This window comes from Myxococcales bacterium (genome assembly GCA_016703425.1).
In the GTDB taxonomy this organism is placed as follows: domain Bacteria; phylum Myxococcota_A; class Polyangia; order Polyangiales; family Polyangiaceae; genus JADJCA01.
On the sequence record JADJCA010000007.1, the window covers coordinates 589,764 to 611,481 of the forward strand.

Below are 21,718 nucleotides of genomic sequence, written 5' to 3' on the forward strand. Positions count from 1 at the left end.
GTGCGCCCTGCGACGCAAGGTCCCGTTCGAAACGCTCACTCGGTTCGCCGCCCCTTCGGTACGCCCCATAGTCGCCTCATGGCGCACGAGGCAGAGGTGGAGGTCTTCTACGACGGGGATTGCCCGCTCTGCATGCGCGAGATCCGCATGCTGAAGCGGCGCGACGCGCGGCGGGCGATCCGATTCACCGACATCGCGGCGCCCGACTTCGACGCGCTCGTGTACGGCCTCACGCAAGCCGACTTCATGGCGAGGATTCGGGGGCGCGATGCGGAAGGCCGCTGGCTGGAGGGCGTCGACGTCTTCCGTCACCTCTACCGGGCCGTTGGCTTCCGCCGACTGGTGGCGCTCAGCGAGTGGCCCGGCGTGGCGACGTTGGCGGAGATCGCCTACGAAGCGTTCGCGAAGAACCGTCTACGCCTGACGGGACGCTGCGAGGCGGACGCCTGCACGCCGCCGGCTCGCGTCACCTAGAAGTCCCGTGACGGCCTCGCCTCCGGCCCGCCCTCTCCAGCCTGCCCTGGCGTGACGAACGGTGCGCTTCGTTCTACGTTTCGTGGATGCGCCGGGCGGGGTGGATCAGCGGCGCCGTTCTCGCGGCCCTCGCGGCGTGCTCGTACGAACTGGGGGGCGAGGGCGACGTAGCTGTCCTTGACGCCAGCGTCACGGGACCGAACGCAGAGTCCCAAGACACGGCTTCACCCAAAGAAGCTCCCGCGGTCGATGCGGGCGGGGACGGGGGCGCGGAGGAGCTCATCGTCGACGAGTTCGACGACCCGGCGCTCGTCGATGACACCAAGTCGGTCGGGTATGTCGTAGCCGGCGGCGCGCTCGCCATGAAGAGTTCCATCGAACGGGGCACGGGCGCCGATGGCGCATGCGTCGTCACGGGCACCATCGATCTGACTGCGACGACTTGCGTCGGTCGCCCGGGTCCCGACGTGATCATCTACGCTGCGAGCCAACCCATCGCCGCACAAGCGGACACGATCTCCATCGGCGGCATGACCGCGGGCCTCGCAGCCGGTGACGAGATCGTGATCCTCGACATGCAAGGCCCCACGGCGGGCCGCGCTGAATTTCGTCGCGTCGCGAGCGTCACGAGCGTGGGCCTTTCAACGACAACTCCCCTGTCCTTTCCTCACGGTGCGGCCGACCGCCCCGCCGTGCAACGAGTCCCGAACTACGCGTCGTTCGCCGTCGCTGGCGGCGGCCGCGTCGTTGCACCCGCGTGGGACGGAACGCGTGGCGGCGCGCTCGTTGTTCGCGTTCGAGACGCGGCGACGATCGCGGGCGCCCTCGACGCCAGCGGCGCCGGCTATCGGGGCGGGGCGCGACCGGGCAACAACACCAACGCCGACGGCTTCGTGGGCGAGTCGGCGCTCCCCGGCTTCGGCTCGCTGCGGACGGCCGCACCCAACGGCGGCGGCGGCGGCGCCGGTCGCGGCGATCCATGCGGCGGTCGTGGCGTCGGGGCCGGCGGCGGCGGCCACGGCACCGTCGGTGGGACGGGCGGCGACGTCGCGTGCGGAGGCCAAGGCGGCGCGGTCTTCGGGGGCGCCGACAGGCTCTCGCTTGGCGGTGGCGGCGGCTCCGGCGGCAACGACAACACACTCGGAAACAATCCCGTGGGCGGAGCCGGCGGCAGGGGCGGCGGCGCGATCTTTCTCGAAGCCGACACAGTTACCTTCACGGGGCTCGTCTTGGCCAACGGCACCGCCGGCCAAGGCGACGCGCCGCCATGCCCCGGAACGTCGAGTTCGACCGCGATGTGTTGGGACTTCTCCGGCCCCGGCGGCGGCGGCGCCGGTGGCGCCATCTGGCTCCGCGGCACGACGGTTCACGCGGGCAGCGCTCTCGTGCGCGCCAGCGGCGGCAGCGCTGGCATCGGCGTCGGCAACAACGGCGGCGTGGGCGGCGCCGGTCGGGTGACGATCGCCGCCGAAACGCTCACCGGCACGACCGTTCCCACGGCGACCATCGGCGGCGTCTATCCCGCAGCGAGCACGGTCGTTTCGAAGGATCTGCTCCTTGGGCGGAAGGCCGTGCAAGCGTTGGTGAGCTTAGCGGTCGACGTCGCCCACCGACCGTCTGCAACGAAGGTCAAGGTATCGGTCAGCACCGACGGTACATCTTGGTACGGCGCGATGCCGCCAAACGCCGACACGCTGGAGGACGGCACCACGACGGTTCCGCTCGACGTCCCCGTGGGGGCGTCGCTCTTCTATCAGCTTCGTTTCGAGGGGGATCAACACGCGACAGCGCGGGTCGAGCGCGTCAGGGTCATCGTGCGCCGGTGAGCGCGCCGATAGGACGTGGTGTCACGCGATGCGCTCGCGATGCAGCGAGGATTCGCTGGCACCGAGATAGAGCACGCGGCGTTCGTCCGCGATGCCGGCGCCGGGGCACACCTCCTGCGCGAGCTTGGTGCGCACGATGAGGCGGCCGAGGTTCCACCCGCGCACGCGACCTCGAAGCGCGAAGCCAACGTTCGCGTGGGCTCGGAGCGAGGCCACGTTGGTCCACGAGACGTCGGAGAAGAACCGGCGGCGCTCCGGGGACTGGCTCGCCACAAGCGAGAGCAGGGAGCCAAAGAGGCCCTGACCGCGACGCGACGGCGGGATGAAGACGTCGCGAACCCACAACGCGTCGTCGGGAAGCGCGAGCTCGATGGCGAGCTCGTCGAGGTAACGAACCTTGCCCGCCGCAAACCACCCGTAGCCAGCCGTCACGCCTCGGTCCACGAGCTCAAAGAAGCGATACCCATAGCGCAGGCGCGAGAGCGTCCGCTGCGTCGAGGTCGTGCGCGAGACTCGTCCGTAGACGCCCGCCACGGCGCGGACGTCGTCGTGCTCGACGACGGAGAGTCCGCCGCGACCGACGCGCGGCAGTCGCGCGATGTCGCCCTCGAGAAGCGCGATGTCGTGGCGCTCGATGCCAGCGCTGGTCACGCTGGCCATCTGAGAGACGAGTCGTTCGGCGAAGCGGGCCCAACGCGCCGAGAACCGCGGCGCGAAGGGGTGAGGGGCGATCGTTCGGGCGAGGGCGGCGGGCGGCGACGAGCGGCGCGAGGGAGGACCCGACATGCCTCGCGACTAAGCACCGAACGTGCCGAACCGTCGCCAGAGCGCGGTGGGGGAACGTCCGGGGCGAAATCCGGTGGAACCAGCGCTTGCCATGAGGCTACGCCCGACCGAGGGGGCTCCGCCGATCCATGCCTTCGGGCGGAGGAAGGCGGGGTTCGAACGCTGGGGACGGAACCGCAGGCCTCGCTCGTCGCGGGGCGAACTCGAACCTGTCGACTTCAAGTGTCAGGCACTAGCCGCCGCTGACGCAGCGAATCGGAAAGCTTGCCGTCTGCAGTTGGTCAAAGAGATTGGCGCGACCGTTCTCCGTCTCGACCACCTGGGCCTTGTTCGGATTGCCGGTGACGGGGCTCGAGGTCCACATCGAACCGGTTGGGGTTCCGGGGAAGAGCGCGGTGTCGACGGCAGGGCTCGCCTTGGTCGTGTCAACGATGGACCAGAGCTCCTTGTAGCTAGGAAGGCGGTAACCACCGGCGCCGTCGATCGCGAGTCCGCTGCAGTAGGCCAGCGCCTGCGCCCACGTGTACGTCGACGGGGCCATGGCTCGTTGCCACTTGAGGCTCGTCCGACTATCGACGACGACGTTGCCGCTCGCCGCCACCGTGAAGCCACCGTTGACCAGGCTGCCGCGCACGCAGAGCGATGAGGCCGGCGAGCTCTGCGTGATGGACCTCAAGATCATCACGTTCCAGTTCAGGCCCAGCATGTACCCCAAGCCGAGGCCCGGCTCGACGCCGCTCGTCCAGATGCCCGTGTTCTGCTGCTGACCCGAGAAGACCGCCGGTGACAACCCCAGATTGCGACTCGAGTCGACGAGCGTGAGCGCCTCGAAGGGCGTCGGGAAGCGCCAGTCGCTGTACCCCGCGAAGGGAGCCTTGTTCAATTCGTCGCACCGAGCCTTCGCTTCGTCGCGCGTGAACGGCCCCGCGGCGAAGGCCTGCTCCCACATGAGGCCGCTCACCGGGTCGTAGACGGTGCCCCCGATCTTCGCGTACGTCGGCTTGTTCGCGGTGAAGTTTCCGTCTTGCCCCGCGTAAGGTTGTCCCGCCGCCGGGCACGCGACGAATGCCGCCCCGTTCGTGCAGAGTGCACTCTGCGAATCGGGCAAGTGCGCCGTGGGCGACTCGGGGGCACACGACCCCTCCTTGCAGAACGTGCGGCAGAGCTGGTCGCAGTCACCACAATGCGCGAGGCTCGTCAAACTGTCGACTTCGCAGCCGTCGTTCGCCAGCGTGTTGCAGTCTAGAAACTTGTCGACACATGCATCGCGTCGACACGCGCCAGCGCTGCAGGCGGCGGTGGCGTTGGGAAGTGCGCACGGCGTACACGTGTTGGCGCTACAGCCCGTGGACGGATCATCGAGCGGCACACATTGGTTGCCGCATACCTTCTGCCCGGCGTCGGCGCACTGGGGCCCTGCGTCACCAGCGTCAGCGAGCGCCGAATCCTTCGCCGCGTCCACGGCTGCACCATCGGTCGCTCCGGCGCCGTCGGCATCGAGCGTCGCGTCGCCGACGACTTGTGCGTCGCCGAGGCTCGTCGCATCCAAGCTTGTTGAATCGGAGAAGGCGTCCGGCGCCGCAACGTCGGGAGAGCCACCGCCTTCAGCGGAGGTGGCATCCGGCACGTCCCCCGCTGAGTCGCTCTTGGCGGTGGGGTTTTCGGCGCCTGGCCCGGAGCCAGCCGGCTCCGCGCCGGAGCACGCGAAGACCGTACCGAAGGCACACAAGAACGGGATCACGACGCGGGTGCGGTAGGTGGGCATGTGCCGCATCCATGCCGGCACCATCGCCTTTGGATCTCGGATTCGACTGAGTCGACGCGCCCACCTCGCCTGACAAGGCGCGCCTACCGCGCAGGCGCCGCACCGAACGCTGGCCGAGAGTGGCGGAGTCCTTCCAGGGCGCTTTAGAGACGGCCCGCCAATGGTGACGACTTTGTTCGAGGAGCCGGCCGATGGCACTCTTGCTCGCACGGAAGCTGCGACAGCCCCATTTCGCGGACCGCAGCCGGCCCCCGTGCGGCCCATGCGCTCGGCGCGAGCGCCCTCACTCCCCATTTGAAGCGCGCTCCACTACGGTGACTTCGTGCCCGAACTCCTTTGCCTCCGCTATTCGCCTTGGTCCGAGAAGGCGCGCTGGGCTCTCGCCGCGAGGAGTGTGTCCTACACGCATCGCACGTATTCACCGTTGCTCGGTGAGCCAGCGCTGCGATTGAAGCTCCGACGCCTTTCCGGCCCCGTCTCCGTCCCGGTCCTCACCGACGACGACGGACGCGTCTACGCGGACTCGTCCGATATCGCGCGCTGGGCTGACGCGCGAGGCGAAGGACCGCGCCTCTTTCCGGAGGGGCAGGACGCCCGCATCGCCGAGTGGGTCGCGCTCTCTGAGCGTGGCCTCTCGGCGGGGCGCGGGCTGTCGCTGCGCCGCCTCTTGACCGACGACGAAGGTCTCTTCGAGATGGTGCCGCGCAAACTGCGGTCACTCGGCGGCGCCGCAAGGGCCATCGCCGCCTTCGGCGTCCGCCGCACGCTGGCGAAATATGGAGCCGCTGATCGGAGCAACGCCGAACTCGAGGGCGAGCTCGGCCGGGTGCTCGAAACATTGCAGGTCGCCCTCGCCAAGGTGCAAGGCGATGGCGGCCCGCGGCTGCTCTTGGGCACGTTCTCCTTCGCCGACATAGCGATGGCGCAGGTCCTCGCGTTCGTCTCGCCGCCGGCCTTCGGCCTTCGCATGGGAAAAGCGACACGTCGCACCTTCACTGATCCGGCGCTTCTGGCGCGCTTCGCGGACCTCGTGACGTGGCGCGACGCGCTCTATGAGCGCTACCGACCGCGCCCGCCGGCGGACGCGAAGACGTCGGTCTAGGGGCGCACTTCGCAGGCTCACGGAGCCCCAAAAGCGCGAAGCGCCGCGCGACCTCGCGGTCGGCGGCGCCTCGGCTCAAAGACGCGAGCGTCCCATCTCAGGGGAAGATCTCGCGCTCCTTGTAGACAGCCTCGATGCGCTGGAGCGCGATGCCGTAGGCGGCGACGCGAAGGTCCGTCTTCTTGTGACGAGCCCAGTCGGCGACCTCGCGGTACGCGCGGTTCATGGCGCGCTCGAGCTTCGCGTCGACCTCTTCTTCGGTCCAGCTCTCCGAGTTCTTGTTCTGGACCCACTCGTAGTAGCTGACGGTGACGCCGCCGGAGTTGGCGAGGACGTCGGGGAGCACCGCGATGCCCTTCTCGAGCAGGACGCGCTCGCCGTCGGGCGTGCACGGACCGTTGGCGCCTTCGACGATGACCTTCGCGTTGATGGCCTTCGCCTCGGCTTCGCCGATCTGGTTCTCGAGGGCGCAGGGCGCGAAGATGTCGCACTTCGTCGCGAAGAACTCCTCGCGCGTGATGGCCTTGCCGCCGGGATAGCCGGCGATGCTGCCGTTCTGCTTCACGTACTCCTGGAGCTTGTGAGCGTTGAAACCCTCGGGGTTGAACATGTAGCCCGAGTGATCACCCACGGCGATGGTCGACACGCCGAGACGCGACAAGATGACGCCGAGGTTAGAGCCGACGTTGCCGAAGCCTTGCACGGCCATGGTGGAGCCGCGGAAGTCGAAGTTCGCGTCTTTCGCCCACTGAATGAGGCAGAAGACCGCACCCTGGCCCGTGGCCTTCTCGCGACCGAGCGTTCCGCCGGAGGCGACGGGCTTGCCGGTGACGATGCCCTTGACGCTCTGCTTCTGAAAGCTGCCGACCATGTTGGCGTAGGTGTCCATCATCCACGCCATCGTCTGGCTGTTGGTGCCCACGTCCGGCGCCGGGATGTCGTAGTCAGGGCCGATGTTCGAGCCGAGCGCGTGCGTGAAGCGGCGCGTGATCTTCTGAAGCTCGTGGCGCGAGACGCTCTTCGGGTCGAACTTGATGCCGCCCTTGCCGCCGCCGTAGGGGAGCCGCATGAGCGCGCTCTTCCAGGTCATCATGGCGGCAAGCGCCTTGACGTCGTCGAGCGAGACGCTCGGGGTGGTAGCGCATGCCGCCCTTGAAGGGCCCAAGCAGGTTGTTGTGCTGCACGCGGTAGCCCTTGAAGAGCTTCACTTCGCCGTTGTCCATGCGGACGGGGAAGTTGACGATGATCTCGTTCTTCGGCTGCGAAAGGATCGTCTGCACGAAGGGCTCGACGTTGGACGCCTTGGCGGCCATGTCGAGGTATTGCTGCACGACCTGGAAGAACGGGTAGTGCTTCTCGGGCTTGGCAGCCGGCAAAGACGTCATCGACGGACGTGAAGGCGCGGGCACGGGGACTTCGGAAGCGGCTTTCATGCTCGGATCAGAGGGCTTCACGGCGACTCCTCGACGCGTGGTTCGCGTCGCTCTTTGGTACGGACAACGCTCCGAAAAAGGCTCCCGAAGCGCGGCGGACTCTAGTCTCGCCGCGAAGGAGGGTGCAAGAGACGCGCGCGCGTTTCAGTGCGGAAAGAGCGACGTTTGTGCAACGCACAATGCTTGCGAACCATGCTTCGCATCGAAACTGGCGAGCAGCGCACGAGCTTGACGCAGTGAGTCGTGGAGGGCGCATCGCCTTTGACGCGGTGCCGGCCAGCTCAGAAAAGGCCGCGAATCCCCGCGTCCTCCAAGGCCTGCGAAGCGAGCGGCTCCCAGCCGCGGTTCGCCAGAGGGCTCGCCGGACTCGGGTGCGGGATCTGACTGACAAAGGCGCCCGGCGGCGCGACGGCCTCCAGGCGCTTTTTTGCGTAGAGCCCGACGCCGACTAGGTGCTTCGCACCCAAGACCACGACGGCCTTCGAGAGCGCCTCGTCGCAGACGGCCTCCATGGCCGCGCGCTCGGGGCGCGCGATTTTGTCGGGCGTGACGTTGGCGCCGCGCTCGTCGAGGAAGAGCAGCGGGCAGTAGTTGAGGACGAAGGCTCGCTTGAAGAAGGTGGCCGGCGACGGGTGACGCTTCGCGATGGCACCCCAGAGACGTTGCCCCGAGACCTCGACACGAGGGCACAGAAGGCCCATCACAGGCCGCTTTGCGTGAACATTCTTGGGCGGTCGAATCTTGCCCGTGAGGCCGAGGTAGTCACGCACCGTTGGCACGTCGCCGAAGGGGATGCCCGTCTGCCCCATGCCGAAGGGACCGGGGTTCATGCCGAGCAGAAGGACTTCTTTTTTTCCCTGGCCGAAGCGCGAGAGGTAGCCCGCGACGAAGTCGGCGGCGTATTCGAGCGGCCGGTACACGTGCGCGACCGGCGCGCTGAAGCGAAGCGCGCGCGTGGCCTTCGCGAGGTCCTTGTGGACGCTCTCGAGGGTCGTCGCCTGACGCGCCCCGCCGGTCACTTGGCCCACAAGAGATAGAGCGACGTCACGGTGGCCGTCACGAGGAGCGCGTCGATGCGATCGAGGATGCCACCGTGCCCTGGCAGAATGCCGCCCGAGTCCTTCACGCCCGTCGCGCGCTTCAGGAGCGACTCGCCGAGATCGCCCGCTTGCCCCGCGGCGGCGGCCACGGCGGCGAGCGGCAGGGCGTGCGCGAGCGACAACGACGGCAGGAACCACGCGTGCGCCAGCGCACCGCCGAGCATCGCGGCCGCGAGGCCACCGACGGCGCCCTCGACGGTCTTCTTCGGCGAGACGGCTTCGTAGAGTTTGTGACGGCCCAGAAAACGTCCGGCGAAGTAGCCGCCGGTATCCGCGAACCAGGCGAACAACAGGCACAGGACCACGTAGCCAGGACCGTCGTTGCCTGGCTGATCGCGCCGCATGACCGCCAGGAGCGCGAGCGGCACGCCGACGTAGAGCGGGCCGAAGGCCAGCGCCATGGAACGAAGGGCGGCCGTCGCGACAGCGCCGAGGCGCGTCAAGGTGATGAAGAGCGCCAGGACGGGGAGCGCCGCGATGAGCGTGAGGAGCGCCCTGGGATCTTTGCCCGACTCGTACACGACAAGCGCTGTGGCCACCGTGAGCAGCACCCCGACCGCTCGGCTGGGCGCGTCGTCCGGGTGGCTCATGCCGAAGAGCTCCCAAGCGCCAACGGCCGCCGCCGCGAGCACGAGGACAAAGAAAGCGACGGGTGGCCCGTAATACAAGAGGCCGAGAATGACCGGCGCGCCCACGAGCGCCGTGAGGACGCGAACGACGAGGTTCGAGGCCTTCGAGCTCAAGGCCGCGACTCCCGACGCAGCGACGTCCGCGTGCACACTCCCGTGAGCTTCACGCGACGGCCCCGCGGCTCTCCTCGGGGCTCGACTGGTTTGCGACGACGGAGGCCGGCTTGCCGACGAGACCGAAGCGACGCTCGCGGGCCTGAAAGCTGGCGACGGCCGCGTAGAGGTCGTCGGAGGAGAACTCGGGCCACAAGGCGTCGGAGAAGAAGAGCTCTGAATAGGCGAGGCCGAAGAGCATGAAGTTGGAGATGCGGCGCTCACCCCCGGTGCGAATGACGAGATCCGGATCGCCAACCGAGACGCTGGGGATCACGCTGCGCAGCTCGCCCACGTTGACGTCTTCCCAGCGCATCGAGCCGTTCGCGACGCGGCGCGCCAGCTCGCGCGCAGCGTCGGCGATTTCTTCGCGACCGCCATAGCTCAGCGCAAGCGTGAGCGTCATCTGCTTGTGGGACTTCGTGTCGCTGCGGAGCGGATCGAGGGCCGCGCGCACGATGGCGGGAAGGCGCCCCAAGTTGCCGACGGCGTTCAGCCGAATGCCGTTGTCCAAGAGCTCGTCGCGCTCGGAGAGCAAGAACTCGCGCAAGAGCTCCATGAGCGCGTCGACTTCTTCTTCCGGGCGCGCCCAGTTCTGTTCGCTGAAGGCGTAGAGCGTAAGCGCACGGAGGCCCAAGCGGCGCGCGGCGCGCACCACGCGGCGCACCGATTGAGCGCCTTCCTTGTGCCCGCGCACGCGCGGCAGCCCGCGCTGCTGCGCCCAGCGGCCGTTGCCATCCATGATGATGCCGACGTGGGACGGCAAATTGCGTGCTTCGACGAGGACCATGAGGCTACTTTCCCCGCGAACTATCACGGGCTGGGCGCGACGTCACCCGCGGTCGAGCACGTCTTTTCGAAGCTCCTGACCGGAGGGGGAAAGGACACGCACCTCGATGGTCTTTGCGCCCCGGACCGTGGCCATGCCCCACGTGCGCCACTTTGGCGACCGGCCGATGTCGAGAGACTGACGCGCCGTCTCCTTGCCGTCGTGGCTCCACACGAGGGTGACGGCAGCCTCGGCGCCGGGATTCTTCACCTCCACGAAGTAGGTCACGAGGGCGCTCCCCTTGCCGTCCCCGACGGGCTTGCCGCCCTCGACTTTGTCGCCGAACTGGGCGCCCACGACGGAGAGGGTGGCTTCGCCTTCGGGCACGGGAATGGGATCGGCGCCGAACGCCGGCGCGGCGACGAAGAGGGCGAAGAAGGACGAGAGAAGACAAGCGCGGCTGACGTTCATGTTTCGGATGACCTCCGAGGCCACGCTCGTGCAGCCTCCGTACCAGCGGCCGGGCAGCGGCTTTTCGGCCATTTGTGGCCCATTTGGCCGTCGCCTTCGTGGGCCCCGTGACACGCCCCGTGGCCAACGCGGCGCGCCCCTGGGTGCCAGGTTGGGGTCGGCGGGGAGACGGGTCGCGAGGCCGCTCCGCGTCGAGCCTCTTCGCGTGGTAAGAGCGAAACATGATCGGCACTCGGGTCACGCTCCGCCTCCGCATGTCCGCCCACGACGCTCACTACGCCGGCGAGTTGGTCGACGGCGCGCGCATGCTCGCGCTCTTCGGCGATCTCGCGACGGAGCTCTTGATTCGACTCGACGGCGACGAAGGTCTCTTCCGCGCCTACGAGGAGGTCGAGTTCCTCGCGCCGGTCTACGCCGGCGACTACATCGAGGCGACGGCCGAGCTCATCGCCTTGGGCAAGACCAGCCGGAAGATGCGCTTCGAAGCGCGCAAGGTCGTCTCCAACCTAAGGCAAGCCGGCTTCGCGCCGAGCGCCGCTGATGTGCTCGAACCGGCGGTCGTTGTCACGCGCGCCGTCGGGACCTGCGTGGTCCCCAAGGAGTTCCAGCGCGGGAGCAAGGGCCTCTACATGCCGGCCTTGCCGGCAGGTCCCGCCCCCGGCGCCGAGCCCATCGTGACGCCGGCCCCGCTCGCGGGTTTGCCCTTGGTGCTGACGGCGGCCATCGTGGGCGCCGAGGTGACGCGGGCGCAAACGCCGCATCTTCCCATCACGCCGAGCGAGATCGCCGATGAGGCCGCGCGTTGCCGCGAGGCCGGCGCCGCGGTCATTCACTTGCACGTCCGCAACGACGACGGCTCGCCGACGCAATCGGCGGAGCGCTTCGCCGAGACCCTCGAGGCGATCCGCAAGAAGACCGACTGCATCATCCAAACCTCAACGGGCGGCGCCGTCGGCATGAGCATCGCCGAGCGCGCGGGCCCCCTCGCCTGCAAACCCGAGATGGCGACGCTCAACTGCGGCACCATCAATTTTGGCGAGGACGTCTTCGTCAACACGCGTCCGCAAATTCGAGACCTCGCCGCGCGCATCAAGGCCGCCGGGAGCGTCGCTGAGCTCGAGTGTTACGACGTCGGCCACGTGGAGGAAGCGGTTCGTCTCCTCGAAGAGGGCGCCATCGGCGCGCCGCTTCACTTCCAGTTCGTCCTTGGGATTCCCGGCGGCATCGGTGCGCGCGAGGAGCACGTGTCGTATTTGCGTTCACTCCTGCCGGCCGGTGCCACCTGGGCCGTGGCGGCCGTGGGACGTCATCAGCAACCGATGACCGAGCTCGCCATGCGCACCGGCGGTCACGCGCGCGTGGGCCTCGAGGACAACATCTACCTCTCGAAGGGCGTGCTCTCCGAGGGCAGCGCGCCGCTCGTGGCGCGGGCGGCGGCGTACGCGAAGAGTGTCGGCCGCGTGTTGCTCGAGCCGGAGCAAGCGCGGAAGCACCTGGGGCTCGCTTCTCGAAAAGTTGGGTAGACTGCGCAGATGCCGTGGCGACCGAGTTCCATCGCGGCGCTGGCGCTTCTCTTGGGTTGCCAAGCGCTGCTCGAGTTCGACTCGGGCCCGTCCGCTTCGACGACTGCGAGCGTTGAGGCGGGAGCCGCCGCGGACGCTACGACGGAGGCCCGAGAGGCCGCCACCGATGCGCCGGCCGATTCCGATGCGGTCACCCTCGCGACACTGGGTTCGGGAGCGCGTTGGTTGGCGACCAACGGCCAATACGTCTTCACGACGGCCCGGCGCGGCGACGGCTCCGACGCAAGCTCGGTCTACCGTGTGCAGAAAGACGGCCAGCGTACGCTGGAGCTTGAGACGCCAACGGCAGGCTTCGTGGCGCCTCTGAGTCTCGAAGGTCTCGCGGCCTACGATGGGGGAACGTACCTGGTCACACTCGAGGCGGTGCGTGCGGCACGCCGGTCCAGCTATGGCGCCTCGACGGCACCAAGTTCACACAGGTCGCCGTCTCGGCCTGCGGCGGGGTCCCGCTCATGGCGATGGACGCGGCGGGCCCGACGGGACCTCGCGATCTCATGCTCGTCGTGGCCGTTGAAGCCGGCGCGGATCTGCTACGCGTCGCCGTGCCGAGCACCAACGTCGTCAAGATCGCTGGCTTCCCAGCGGCGACCGCCGTGTTCTCTACGCCGAGCATGGTGTACCTCGCGGACAGCAGCAAGATCGCCTCGGTGACCAAGCCGGGCGTGGCGAGCACCTTCGCGCCCATCACGTCGCCGGTTCGACAGCTCGTCGCCGACGAAGCAACGGTCTACTGGCTCGACGCCACGAGCAGCCTCATGGGCAGCCCAGTGAGCGGCGGCGCGCCGACGGTTCGGGCCCAGCTCCCGGCGAAGCCTTCGGGGCTCGCACACTTCGGCGACGACCTCTTCATCACCTTCTCCGACGCGGGAGAGGTGTGGGCGTTCAACAAGACGGGCGCTGCGCCGGAGCGCCGCATCGCGACGGGACAAGGCCGCCCCGCGGAGATCCTCGCAGATGACAGCGGCGTCTACTGGCTCAACCGCAAGGACGGCACCGTCATGCACGTAGCCCGGTAACGAGCGCGCACTACCGACCGGCGCGCAACGCAGCCGGACTTGCCACGCCCGGCTCGGCCTTCGGGCGCAGGTACGCCGCCGGATCGGAGAGCGAGAGCCACTTGTGGTCGCGAACGCCGACGAAGAACACGCGGTCCGTGCCTTGATGACGCGACGCACTGAAGGTCAAGGTCGTTCCGCCGAGGCCGGGGTCGTAGCCGCTCATGCGTTCGATGTTGTCGCGGAAGGCACGCCGCGTGAGCACAGGCCCCGTGCGACGCAGCACTTCCGTAAAGACCTTCGCGTTGACGAACGAGAGGAGCGAGATCGTCTGATACGGGAGCGTTCGGTAGTTCGCGTCGCGAATCTCGTTGGGCACTTGAGGGTTCCGCTTGTCCATGAGCGACCGAAACTCGGCGACCACCGGGATCGTCAGGTCGTCCCAGTTGGGCACGCTATGGATTCCCAGAAGAGGCTTCTCGAGGTACGAAGCCGAAGGGTTCTTCTCGCGCGCCTTCTTCTCTTGGGCCACAAGCAGCCTCAGCCACGTGTCGTTGGCGATGGACGAGTTGGCGATGGGAACGTTGAGCCCCGCGTCGCGCATGTCGCGAACGAACGCGGCCGCCGGCTGATACAGCGTGAAGCTGATGACGGCATCGACGTTGGCCCTCTTCAGCGTATCGACCTGCGTGGACGTCGACACCTCGACCTTCTGGTTCGCCGGGTGCGTGGTGGCGGCCACGAGCGTTAGGCCCTTCTCCTCCATGGCCGCCTGCACACCGGCGAGGCCCGCCTGCCCAAAGGCGTCGTCTTGATAGAAGATGCCGATGCGCTTGAAGTTCGCCTTCACGAGACCTTCGACGAGCGCGGCGCCTTCTTGTCGATAGGACGAGTGCACGTGGTACCAAACGTCTGAGCCGGGCGCTTCGCGGGTGAACGGCGCGCCGTTGGTCGTGCCAAAGCCGAACGCGCCGCTGGCCTTGTTCTCCTGGAGCACCTGCGTCGTCGCTTTGATCACGCTCGAGCCGTTTCCTCCGAAGATGCAGAACACGCCGTCCTCTTTGAGGAGCTTCTTGACGTTCTCTGCGCCGGCCTCGGGGGCGTACGCGTCGTCCTTGGGGAGGAGCTCGATCTTTCGTCCGTGTACGCCGCCGGAGGCGTTCACTTCGAGGAAGTAGGCCATGGCGCCGCGGTACCCTTCCGTGGCCTGACCGGCGGCCGCACCGGTGTACGAGCCGGTCGTGCCGATGACGACGGCGTCTTCGTAGACGCCCGGGGCGCCATCGATGGCAACACGCGCGCTGGTCGTCTCGACGGGCTCGGGCGACACGGAGCGCTTGCGCTTGCCGCACCCGGTGATGACGAGGAGCGACATGACGGTAACGGTAGCGAGGCGAACGTTCATGATGGGGGCTCCAAACTCTGGCGCTCGACAAGCGGCGCGCGCTCCCTTTGGAACGAGTCACTCAGGCTCACCACGGGTAGAAACCGAGATTTAACATGCAGCCTACACGTGGTGACTGACTACGCCGCTCGACACGGCCCGAAGTCCTCGCCATGACACGCGTTCCGGAGCGGAGGCCTCCATCCCCCAGCCGGTGACCGCGGGTGTTAACTCGCGACCTATTCGGGCCGCGTCAACATGCTGGGCCGAACGCTCGGCCGCGGCACCGACGCGGGCGCTTCGTCGCTCGCGCCGGGCAGGCGAATCTGGAACACGATGCCGCCCCCCTGCGGAACGTCGACGTCGATCACCCCGCGGTGCCGCTCCACGATGGACCGCGCGAGCGAGAGCTCGAGGCCGAGGCTACCGAGGCGGCGGGCGCGATCGGGATACTTGAAGGCCTCGAAGATCTTCTCGCGTTCGCCGGGATGGAGACCGCGGCCTGCCGTCTCCACGCCGATGGTGACGCCGGGACCGAAGGTCGCGCGCACCGCGACCGTGCCCTTCTCGGTGAAGCGCGCCGCCGTGCCGATGACGCCCACAAGGGCTTGGACCATCCGATGCGCGTCGACGGCCACGATGGGCGACCCGGGCTGGATCTCGACCTGGATCGTCACCTCGGAGCCGAGCGCGAGGTCGCGCGCGTCGAGGACGGCGCTCATGATGACGTCATCGAGCTTGGTCGCATCGGGGGTGATCTCGAGCTGCCCCGCCTCGGCGCGGGCCGCGTCGAGGATGATCCCGATGAGGTAGAGGAGCTCGCGGCCGCGCTGCTCGATGATCTGGAGGCTCTGGCGCTGCTCCGCCGTGAGCGGACTCTGCTCGACGAGCGTCGCGAAGCCGAGGATTGAGTTGAGCGGAGACTTCAGGTCGTGGCTCATGGCCGCCAAGAAGAGAGCGCGCATGCGCTCCGTGCTCTCTTTGGCGGACGTGGCTTGCTCGTGGGCGGCGGCGAACTCGCGGAAGCGCAACCCAAGCTCGCCCACCGCGTAGAGGAGGCGGGAGACGGAGGCGAAGCGAGGCTCGGCCAGGGGAACCTTGGCGCCCACGACGAGCCCGCCCGTGGCATCGATGGTCGCGCGGGCCATGGCCAGGTCCGTTGAGTAGAGCGCCCCCACGCGGAGGCCCAAGAGACCGGCGAAGAGCGCCGCCACGGCCACGACGATGGCGTAGGTGAAGCTGCGCGCGACGACGGGACGCTCCTGCATCTCCACGAAGGCCTCACGATCGTCGAACGCCGCGCGCACCCGCTTTGCGCCACCGGCCGGGTCGTCGCCTGTTGCGATGCGAACGCCAAAGCCGGCGGCGGCCGAGATCGCTTGGTCGCTGCCGCTCCGCGAACCGGCAACCGAATCGAGCGCGACGTGAGCGACGGCGATGGCCGTTTGCCGCTCGCCCTCTTCGGCGGCTGCGTTGACATGCGCGTACGCGAGCAGCGATGCGGCGAGGGCGATGAAGGCCACGGGGGCGAGCGCCGCCAAGAGAAACCGTGTGCGAACGCGCGTCAGGCCGCGCGCCGCTGACTCCTCGAGTTCGAGCGCTTCGGCCGCCACGCGGGCCGGCGCGCGCTCGAAGATCTTGGCGAACATCGCGCGCAGGACGACGTAGAGCGGCAGCGCCGCCGAAGCGACGACGGCCCAATGGAAGAGGGCGAGCGGCGCGACGCTCGCGATACCGTGGGCCTCGGACCAGAAGGCGGGATGAAGGGTCGCCGCCGCTTCGACGCTCGCCAGCGCCATGAGAATGCCGACGAGCGTCGCCGGCATGGCGTCAAGCGCGGCCAAGTCTGTCGCCAAGGGCTCGCCGCCCTCGGCGGACATCGCCAAGAGGACTCGCCGAGCGGGCCTCAAGAGCACATAGGTGGCAAAGGCCTGGAGGAGGGCCACAACCACGGCGCTACGAAGGAGCGTGACGGCAGCGGGCCCGAGATCAGCGCTCTCGAGGAGCAGCGCTCGCGGCGCGACGGCGAGCGTGAGGCCCGACGCCGTGAGCGGCAGCGCCGCCTGAATCGTGGCGACGCGACCAAAGAGCGCGCGCCCCGTCATGCGGCGCTCCTCGGCGACGCCATGAGCGCCTTGCGAATGGAGCTCTTGACGGGGATGCGCACCTCGAAGGTCGACCCACGCCCCAGCTCGCTCTCGACGCGAATGGTCCCGCCGTGCATCTCCACAAGGCGGCGCGCGATCGCGAGCCCGAGGCCGGAGCCACGTCGCTTCTTCTGCTCGTCCTCCGGTTGACGAAAGTCTTCGAAGATGACCTGCCGATCGGCCGCCGAGATGCCCGGGCCTGTATCCGCGATGGCGAGCTTCGCAAAACCACCAAAGCGCTCGACGGTGATGGACACCTCTCCCTGGTGAGTGAACTTGACGGCGTTGGCGACCAGGTTCGTCAGGACCTGGCGTACGCGCCTCGCGTCGGCCTCAATGACGAGCGACGGCTCACCTCGTTGCACGAGACGCACGGGTCTTCCGAGGGTCAGAGGGCCGGCCTCGCGGAGCACTTCGGCGACCAAGGGAGCGAGATCGAGCGGCTTGGCGGACAACTTGAGCTGCCCCCCTTCGAGGGCCGAGAGCTCGAGGATGTCGGCGATGAGCTCCGCCAAGTGCGCCCCCGAAGCGCGGACTTGCTCGAGCTCTTCGCGCGCCGCCGCGGTGAGCGGTCCGTCCACCTCCTGCATCAGCAAATCCGTGAAGCCCAGGATCGCGTTGAGCGGACTGCGGAGCTCGTGGCTCACGGCCGCGAGAAACGCGGCCCGGTCGCGATCGGCGCTCTCGGCGCGCGTGAGGTTGTCGCGATGCACGAGCTCGGCCTGCACGAAGCGGCCCACGAGCTGATTGAAGGCGACGGTCAGCGCCCCAATTTCGTCGAGGGCCCGCACCGGCGCTTGCTCGCCGGAAGGCTCGGCGCGCACCTTCGACATGGCGTGAACGCGCGACGCCAGGAGCTCCACGTCGACGTCGGCGTCGCGCCCCAAGAGGTACGCGAAGACAGCGGCAGCACCCACAAGGAGCGTGGTGAACGCCGCCAGCGACGCGAGCAGCGCCGGCTCGCCACCCGCCGTTGGCGGAGCGCGAACGAAGGCGATGACGACGTGTGGTGAGCCGACGCCCAGCCAATGAGCCGCGAAGCGCGTTCGACCCACGGCGGTGTCGGCCTCCCCTTCCCCCACGTCGGTCATGCGAGCGAGCGCGGCGCGCTCCGGCGGGCCGAGGCTGGCGTCGACGATGAGCTCTCCGCGGCCGTCGACGACGACGAATAGCGCGCCCGTGTTCCGCGCGGCGAGCTGCAAGGCGTCGAGACGAAGCCCGTCGGGCAACGCGCGCAAGCGGGCCGCCGCCGTGGCGGAGAGGATCTGCGCGCGCTCCGCCGCGCGCTCATCGCTCTCGCGCCGCAGCTGCCGAACCGCGGCGAAGGCCACGAGACCTGCGGCGAGGATCCCGACGAGGATGACGACGGCGGGCGCGAGCGGCAAGAGCTGCCACGTACGCCGGTAACGCACCTGGGCGATGGTCGATCGCTCCGAGAAGGGCCCGTCCGCGCCGGTCGACACGTCGGGATCTTACGGGAGGTGGGGGGCCGAGTCCTGTTGAGAGCGCCGCGCCGTTCTCCATGCAGCGGAATTCTTCAATGGCGCGCGCCGCGTCACCTCGCGGAGCGCGAAAACTCGCAGCAATGACACGGTGCGTAGGCGTTTCTCGCTTTCCGTGCGGCGGCGGCCGTGCTCCATTCGAAAAAAGCGAAACGGCGGCAGCGAGCGATGACGAGCATGCGGGGGTGGTTGAAGAAGGCGATGGAGAGCGCGGCTCCGAGCGCGCTCTCGCGTTCGCGGCGCGGCTCCGCTCCGGCGGGCGTGCCAGAAGCGCATGTCACGCTCGTCGTCTACGGCTGGAACAACGCGGAGCCGGGCACGCTCGCGTGGGTCTTTCCGAGTCTGACGGCCGCGATGCTCGCGGTGCGCGTGATGAAAAACGCTGTCCGCTGGGCCATCGTCTCCGGAAAGCGCGCGGACGCGAACGTCGATGTGGAGCTAGCGCGGGCGAGCGGCCTCGTGCTGGCGGAAGCGGCGTAGCGAACGGCCGAGCTACTCCGTGCAGAGGCACTCAAGAAAGGGCGCGCACGCGTCCTTCGTCTGGGCCGCGCGAGTCCCGCATGAGCTGAGGCGCGCATGCGGCGAAAACGTGCACGCGGCGCCCCAATGGCTCGCGAGGACGCTCCCCTGCAGGCAACGTTGCCCCCGCGCGCCGCAGCTCTCCTCGCACGTCTGACCCGAAGTCTCCCAGAGGCGATCGGCGTTCGTAGTGCCTTGAATCACCGTGGCCACCTGGGGCAACGGATGGCGGTCGTCGATGCGCGTCCCAGCGTTCCGCTTCTCGCGGGAGAAGTCGGAACGCGCCCAGACGCTGTCGCAACGGCGGTAGAAGGTCACCGAGAGCGACGCTCGATCGACCGTCTTGCGCGTCTCCTTGCCGCGGTACTCGAGCGCAACCTCGTCGCCGTCCAAGGTGCCCGACATCTTGAGACCGCCGGTGTCGCAATCGATGCTTACGACGCCCGGGTTCTGGCCCCAAAGGCGGCAGGTTGAGACGTAGCGGCGCGGCCCCAGGCTCGCGGTGGGGACGAAGTCATGCGTGAGGGCAAAGGTTGCGTTGACGGCGCCCATTGGAAGATTTGGGTGAGCGTTTGCGCCGGAGGCCGGAGGAACCAGCGTGCACGCGGGCGCCGGGCCTGCCGTGGGCTCGGGGCCGTAGGCCTTCGGGCCCGGCGGCGTCCCTGCCGTAAAGACTCCCATGGGAAAGCCTGACCCTGGCCCACCAGAACCGGCCCTTCGCGCGCCGAGCTCCGCGGCGGCCTCCTCTTGTTCCGTCGAATCAGCTCCCGCGCAACCAAGGGAAACGCACGCGAGCAGGGGAACGATCCGATAGACGAGGCTGCGCATGCCCCGACTACGACGGCGCGGCGCGAAGCTTCCCCGCACACTGACCACACGTCGACATAGACGTCCTAAACGCCAACGGCCTGGCCCGTGGCATTCGCCCGAGCCAGGCCGCCGCCACGCACACGCCGCTTACATCTTTTCGATGAGCACGGCGAGACCTTGCCCGCCGCCGATGCAGGCGCTGCCCACGGCGTATTTGCCGCCGCGACGCGCGAGCTCGTAGACGAGGTGCGTGGTGATGCGAGCGCCGCTGGCGCCGAGCGGGTGACCGAGGGCGATGGCGCCGCCGTTCACGTTGGTCTTGGCCCGGTCGAGGCCCAGCTCCTTCTCGACGGCGAGGTATTGCGGCGCGAAGGCCTCGTTGACCTCCACGAGATCCATGTCCGACAGCTTGAGATCGGCGCGCTTGAGGGCGTTTTGATCGCCGGCGCGGGGCCAATGCCCATGAGGTTGGGCTCGACGGCCGCGACGCCCCATTGAACGATGCGCGCGAGGGGCTTTAGCCCGTTGGCCTTTGCAAAGTCTTCCGTCGCGAGGACGAGCATCGCGGCGCCGTCGCAGATGCCCGACGCGTTGCCGGCCGTCACGACGCCGTCCTTCTTGAAGACCGGCGAGAGCTTCGCGAGCGTCTCCATGGTGGTCTGCGGGCGAGGGTGCTCATCGGTGGCGAAGTTGACGGTGCCCCTTCTTGCTCAGGAGTTCGATGCCGGCGATCTCGTTCTTGAAGTGGCCCGCTTCGTTGGCCGCCGCCCAACGCTTCTGAGTCGCCATCGCGTACTCGTCACACTGCTCACGCGTGATGCCGTATTTCGTCGCGAGGTTCTCGGCCGTCACGGCCATGGGCGTCTGGCAGTAGCTGTCGGTGAGGGCGCTCCAGAGCGAGTCCTCCATCTGCGGCGCCTTGCCAAAGGCAAAGCCCTCGCGACCGCCGCGAACCACGTGCGGAGCTTGCGTCATGTTCTCGGTGCCGCCCACGAGGACGACGTCGGTCTCACCGAGCAGAAGTTGCTCGGCGCCGTTGATGATCGCCTGGAAGCCAGAGCCGCAGAGGCGGTTCACGGTGAGCGCAGGCGTCGTGATGGGGAGGCCGGCCTTGAGCCCCACGTGTCGCGCGCAGTAGATGGCGTCGGCGCTCGTCTGCATGACGTTGCCGACGATGACGTGACCGACTTTGTCGGCGGCGACGCCGGATTGCGCGAGCGCAGCCTTGGCCGCGTGGACCGCGAGGTCCGTCGCGCTCATGCCCTTCAAGGCTCCGAGCATGGTGCCGAAGGCGGTGCGCTTGGCGCCGAGGACAACGAGGGACTTCGATACTTTCGCCATGAGACTCTCCTACGAGGGCCGCGGGAAGCACGAAAACGGCGTGCGCGGCGGCCGAGGCGGGGAATGTGGCGTCTTCTTCGCGGCGCGTAAAGGGGGGGCGGGGCGGCGCCCGCCGGTGGCGGCAGAAAATTGGGCGAGGGCGCGATGGAAGGCGGAGCGCGCAGCGGCGCCCCCGCGCCAAAGGCTTCTGCATCGACTGCATCCGCGCGCAATGCCTGCAGGGGCGCGGGGGCGAGACGCCGCAGTTTCGTAGAAGTACGTGTCTTGGCGAGAGACTTGCTCGGCGCTCGCCCATGGACCTCCACGTGCGCCGCTACATGACCACGAGCCCCACCACGGTGAGCCCCGAGACGACGGTCGTCGAGGCCCATCGCATCATGCGCCGCGAGTGCATTCGGCACCTCCCCGTCGTCGATGGCTTGCACCACCTCGTGGGCCTCGTCTCCCTACGCGATCTCGACTTCGCCGAGACCTTTCGCCCCTTCGACGGCGACGTCGTTCGCGTCGGCGACGCGATGTTCGCCAAGGAGCTCTACACGGTCGAACCAGGGACCGACATGCTCGAGGTGGCGCGTCACCTGCTGGACACCAAATTCGGCTGCGCCGTCGTGATGGAAGCGGGGCGAGTCGTGGGGATGTTCACGGTCATCGACGCCTTGAGGGCCCTCATCGACACGGTGGCCGCGACGCGCCGGCTCGGCCCCGTTTGAGGCCCGAAAGGGGCACGTTCCGCCCCCGTCTCGTGCACCCGCCCGAGAGGCGTGGTAGCCCCACGGCCATGAACCTCCGATCGTCGCTAGCGGGCGCCGCCTTGGTTTGGCTCGCGGCTTGTTCGAGCGCGTCGTCCTCCAACGCGCCGCCGCCGGCAGCCGCCGTCGACGCGGGCCCCAAAGCCCCCCGTTTGGGGCGTCACGACGTTCGAAGACATC

17 protein-coding genes and 2 pseudogenes are annotated in these 21,718 nt (G+C 68.4%); 7 read left to right on the forward strand and 12 right to left on the reverse strand.

All coding sequences use genetic code 11. The annotated features are described in order from the left end of the window. Window positions 1-78: 78 nt before the first annotated feature. Window positions 79-474 carry a DUF393 domain-containing protein gene (locus tag IPG50_14490; protein MBK6693398.1) on the forward strand — a complete coding sequence of 132 codons (396 nt, stop codon included), beginning with the start codon at window positions 79-81 and terminating at the stop codon, window positions 472-474. Window positions 475-560: 86 nt separating this feature from the next. After that, a complete protein-coding gene (locus tag IPG50_14495) occupies window positions 561-2,300 on the forward strand; it encodes a hypothetical protein (GenBank protein MBK6693399.1) in 1,740 nt (579 codons plus the stop codon). A gap of 21 nt (window positions 2,301-2,321) precedes the next feature. On the opposite strand, the gene IPG50_14500 is transcribed toward IPG50_14495, so the two are convergent. After that, window positions 2,322-3,086 (reverse strand): hypothetical protein, encoded by a 765-nt coding sequence (locus IPG50_14500; GenBank protein MBK6693400.1) that lies wholly within the window; start codon window positions 3,084-3,086, stop codon window positions 2,322-2,324. A gap of 232 nt (window positions 3,087-3,318) precedes the next feature. Further along, window positions 3,319-4,851 (reverse strand): DUF1566 domain-containing protein, encoded by a 1,533-nt coding sequence (locus tag IPG50_14505; GenBank protein MBK6693401.1) that lies wholly within the window; start codon window positions 4,849-4,851, stop codon window positions 3,319-3,321. A gap of 322 nt (window positions 4,852-5,173) precedes the next feature. On the opposite strand from IPG50_14505, the gene IPG50_14510 reads away from it, so the two are divergent. Continuing rightward, window positions 5,174-5,953, forward strand: a complete 780-nt coding sequence (locus IPG50_14510; protein MBK6693402.1) for a glutathione S-transferase — start codon at window positions 5,174-5,176, stop codon at window positions 5,951-5,953. Between the two features lie 97 nt (window positions 5,954-6,050). On the opposite strand, the pseudogene IPG50_14515 reads toward IPG50_14510, so the two are convergent. From IPG50_14515 to IPG50_14535, 5 genes and pseudogenes are all read right to left on the reverse strand, one after another. Continuing rightward, a pseudogene (locus tag IPG50_14515) lies at window positions 6,051-7,338 on the reverse strand (Glu/Leu/Phe/Val dehydrogenase). A 329-nt stretch (window positions 7,339-7,667) separates the two neighbouring features. After that, window positions 7,668-8,414 carry a single-stranded DNA-binding protein gene (locus IPG50_14520; protein MBK6693403.1) on the reverse strand — a complete coding sequence of 249 codons (747 nt, stop codon included), beginning with the start codon at window positions 8,412-8,414 and terminating at the stop codon, window positions 7,668-7,670. Then, window positions 8,402-9,229, reverse strand: coding sequence for a phosphatidate cytidylyltransferase (locus tag IPG50_14525; GenBank protein MBK6693404.1), 828 nt, complete (start codon window positions 9,227-9,229; stop codon window positions 8,402-8,404). The genes IPG50_14520 and IPG50_14525 overlap by 13 nt, the downstream gene beginning before the upstream one ends. A 49-nt stretch (window positions 9,230-9,278) precedes the next feature. Then, complete coding sequence (gene uppS, locus IPG50_14530; GenBank protein ID MBK6693405.1) at window positions 9,279-10,058, reverse strand: di-trans,poly-cis-decaprenylcistransferase; 780 nt, start codon at window positions 10,056-10,058, stop codon at window positions 9,279-9,281. 42 nt (window positions 10,059-10,100) lie between these two features. Then, the gene (locus IPG50_14535; GenBank protein MBK6693406.1) at window positions 10,101-10,580 is read right to left on the reverse strand and encodes a DUF2914 domain-containing protein; all 480 of its coding nucleotides are present in this window, start codon (window positions 10,578-10,580) and stop codon (window positions 10,101-10,103) included. Window positions 10,581-10,762: 182 nt separating this feature from the next. On the opposite strand from IPG50_14535, the gene IPG50_14540 reads away from it, so the two are divergent. Together IPG50_14540 and IPG50_14545 are read left to right on the forward strand one after the other, a co-directional pair. Next, a complete protein-coding gene (locus IPG50_14540) occupies window positions 10,763-12,031 on the forward strand; it encodes a 3-keto-5-aminohexanoate cleavage protein (protein ID MBK6693407.1) in 1,269 nt (422 codons plus the stop codon). Window positions 12,032-12,543: 512 nt separating this feature from the next. Further along, on the forward strand, window positions 12,544-13,107 hold the full coding sequence (locus tag IPG50_14545) for a hypothetical protein (protein MBK6693408.1): 564 nt from the start codon (window positions 12,544-12,546) through the stop codon (window positions 13,105-13,107). 10 nt (window positions 13,108-13,117) lie between these two features. Here IPG50_14545 and IPG50_14550 read toward each other — a convergent pair whose 3' ends face one another. The 3 genes from IPG50_14550 to IPG50_14560 all read right to left on the reverse strand — a co-directional run bounded on the left by IPG50_14550 (window position 13,118) and on the right by IPG50_14560 (window position 18,080). Continuing rightward, window positions 13,118-14,491: an ABC transporter substrate-binding protein gene (locus IPG50_14550; GenBank protein ID MBK6693409.1), complete on the reverse strand. Its 1,374-nt coding sequence runs from the start codon at window positions 14,489-14,491 to the stop codon at window positions 13,118-13,120. Between the two features lie 218 nt (window positions 14,492-14,709). Next, complete coding sequence (locus IPG50_14555; GenBank protein ID MBK6693410.1) at window positions 14,710-16,575, reverse strand: hypothetical protein; 1,866 nt, start codon at window positions 16,573-16,575, stop codon at window positions 14,710-14,712. Further along, window positions 16,572-18,080, reverse strand: coding sequence for a HAMP domain-containing histidine kinase (locus IPG50_14560; protein ID MBK6693411.1), 1,509 nt, complete (start codon window positions 18,078-18,080; stop codon window positions 16,572-16,574). Before IPG50_14560 ends, IPG50_14555 begins: the two co-directional genes overlap by 4 nt. 216 nt (window positions 18,081-18,296) lie before the next feature. On the opposite strand from IPG50_14560, the gene IPG50_14565 reads away from it, so the two are divergent. Further along, window positions 18,297-18,599: a hypothetical protein gene (locus tag IPG50_14565; protein MBK6693412.1), complete on the forward strand. Its 303-nt coding sequence runs from the start codon at window positions 18,297-18,299 to the stop codon at window positions 18,597-18,599. A 12-nt stretch (window positions 18,600-18,611) separates the two neighbouring features. Here IPG50_14565 and IPG50_14570 read toward each other — a convergent pair whose 3' ends face one another. Both IPG50_14570 and IPG50_14575 read right to left on the reverse strand, forming a co-directional pair. Further along, the gene (locus IPG50_14570; protein MBK6693413.1) at window positions 18,612-19,319 is read right to left on the reverse strand and encodes a hypothetical protein; all 708 of its coding nucleotides are present in this window, start codon (window positions 19,317-19,319) and stop codon (window positions 18,612-18,614) included. A gap of 276 nt (window positions 19,320-19,595) precedes the next feature. Beyond that, window positions 19,596-20,789: pseudogene (locus tag IPG50_14575) on the reverse strand (acetyl-CoA C-acetyltransferase). A gap of 293 nt (window positions 20,790-21,082) precedes the next feature. Here IPG50_14575 and IPG50_14580 point away from each other — a divergent pair. After that, the gene (locus IPG50_14580) at window positions 21,083-21,499 is read left to right on the forward strand and encodes a CBS domain-containing protein (protein MBK6693414.1); all 417 of its coding nucleotides are present in this window, start codon (window positions 21,083-21,085) and stop codon (window positions 21,497-21,499) included. The last annotated feature ends 219 nt before the right edge of the window (window positions 21,500-21,718 follow it).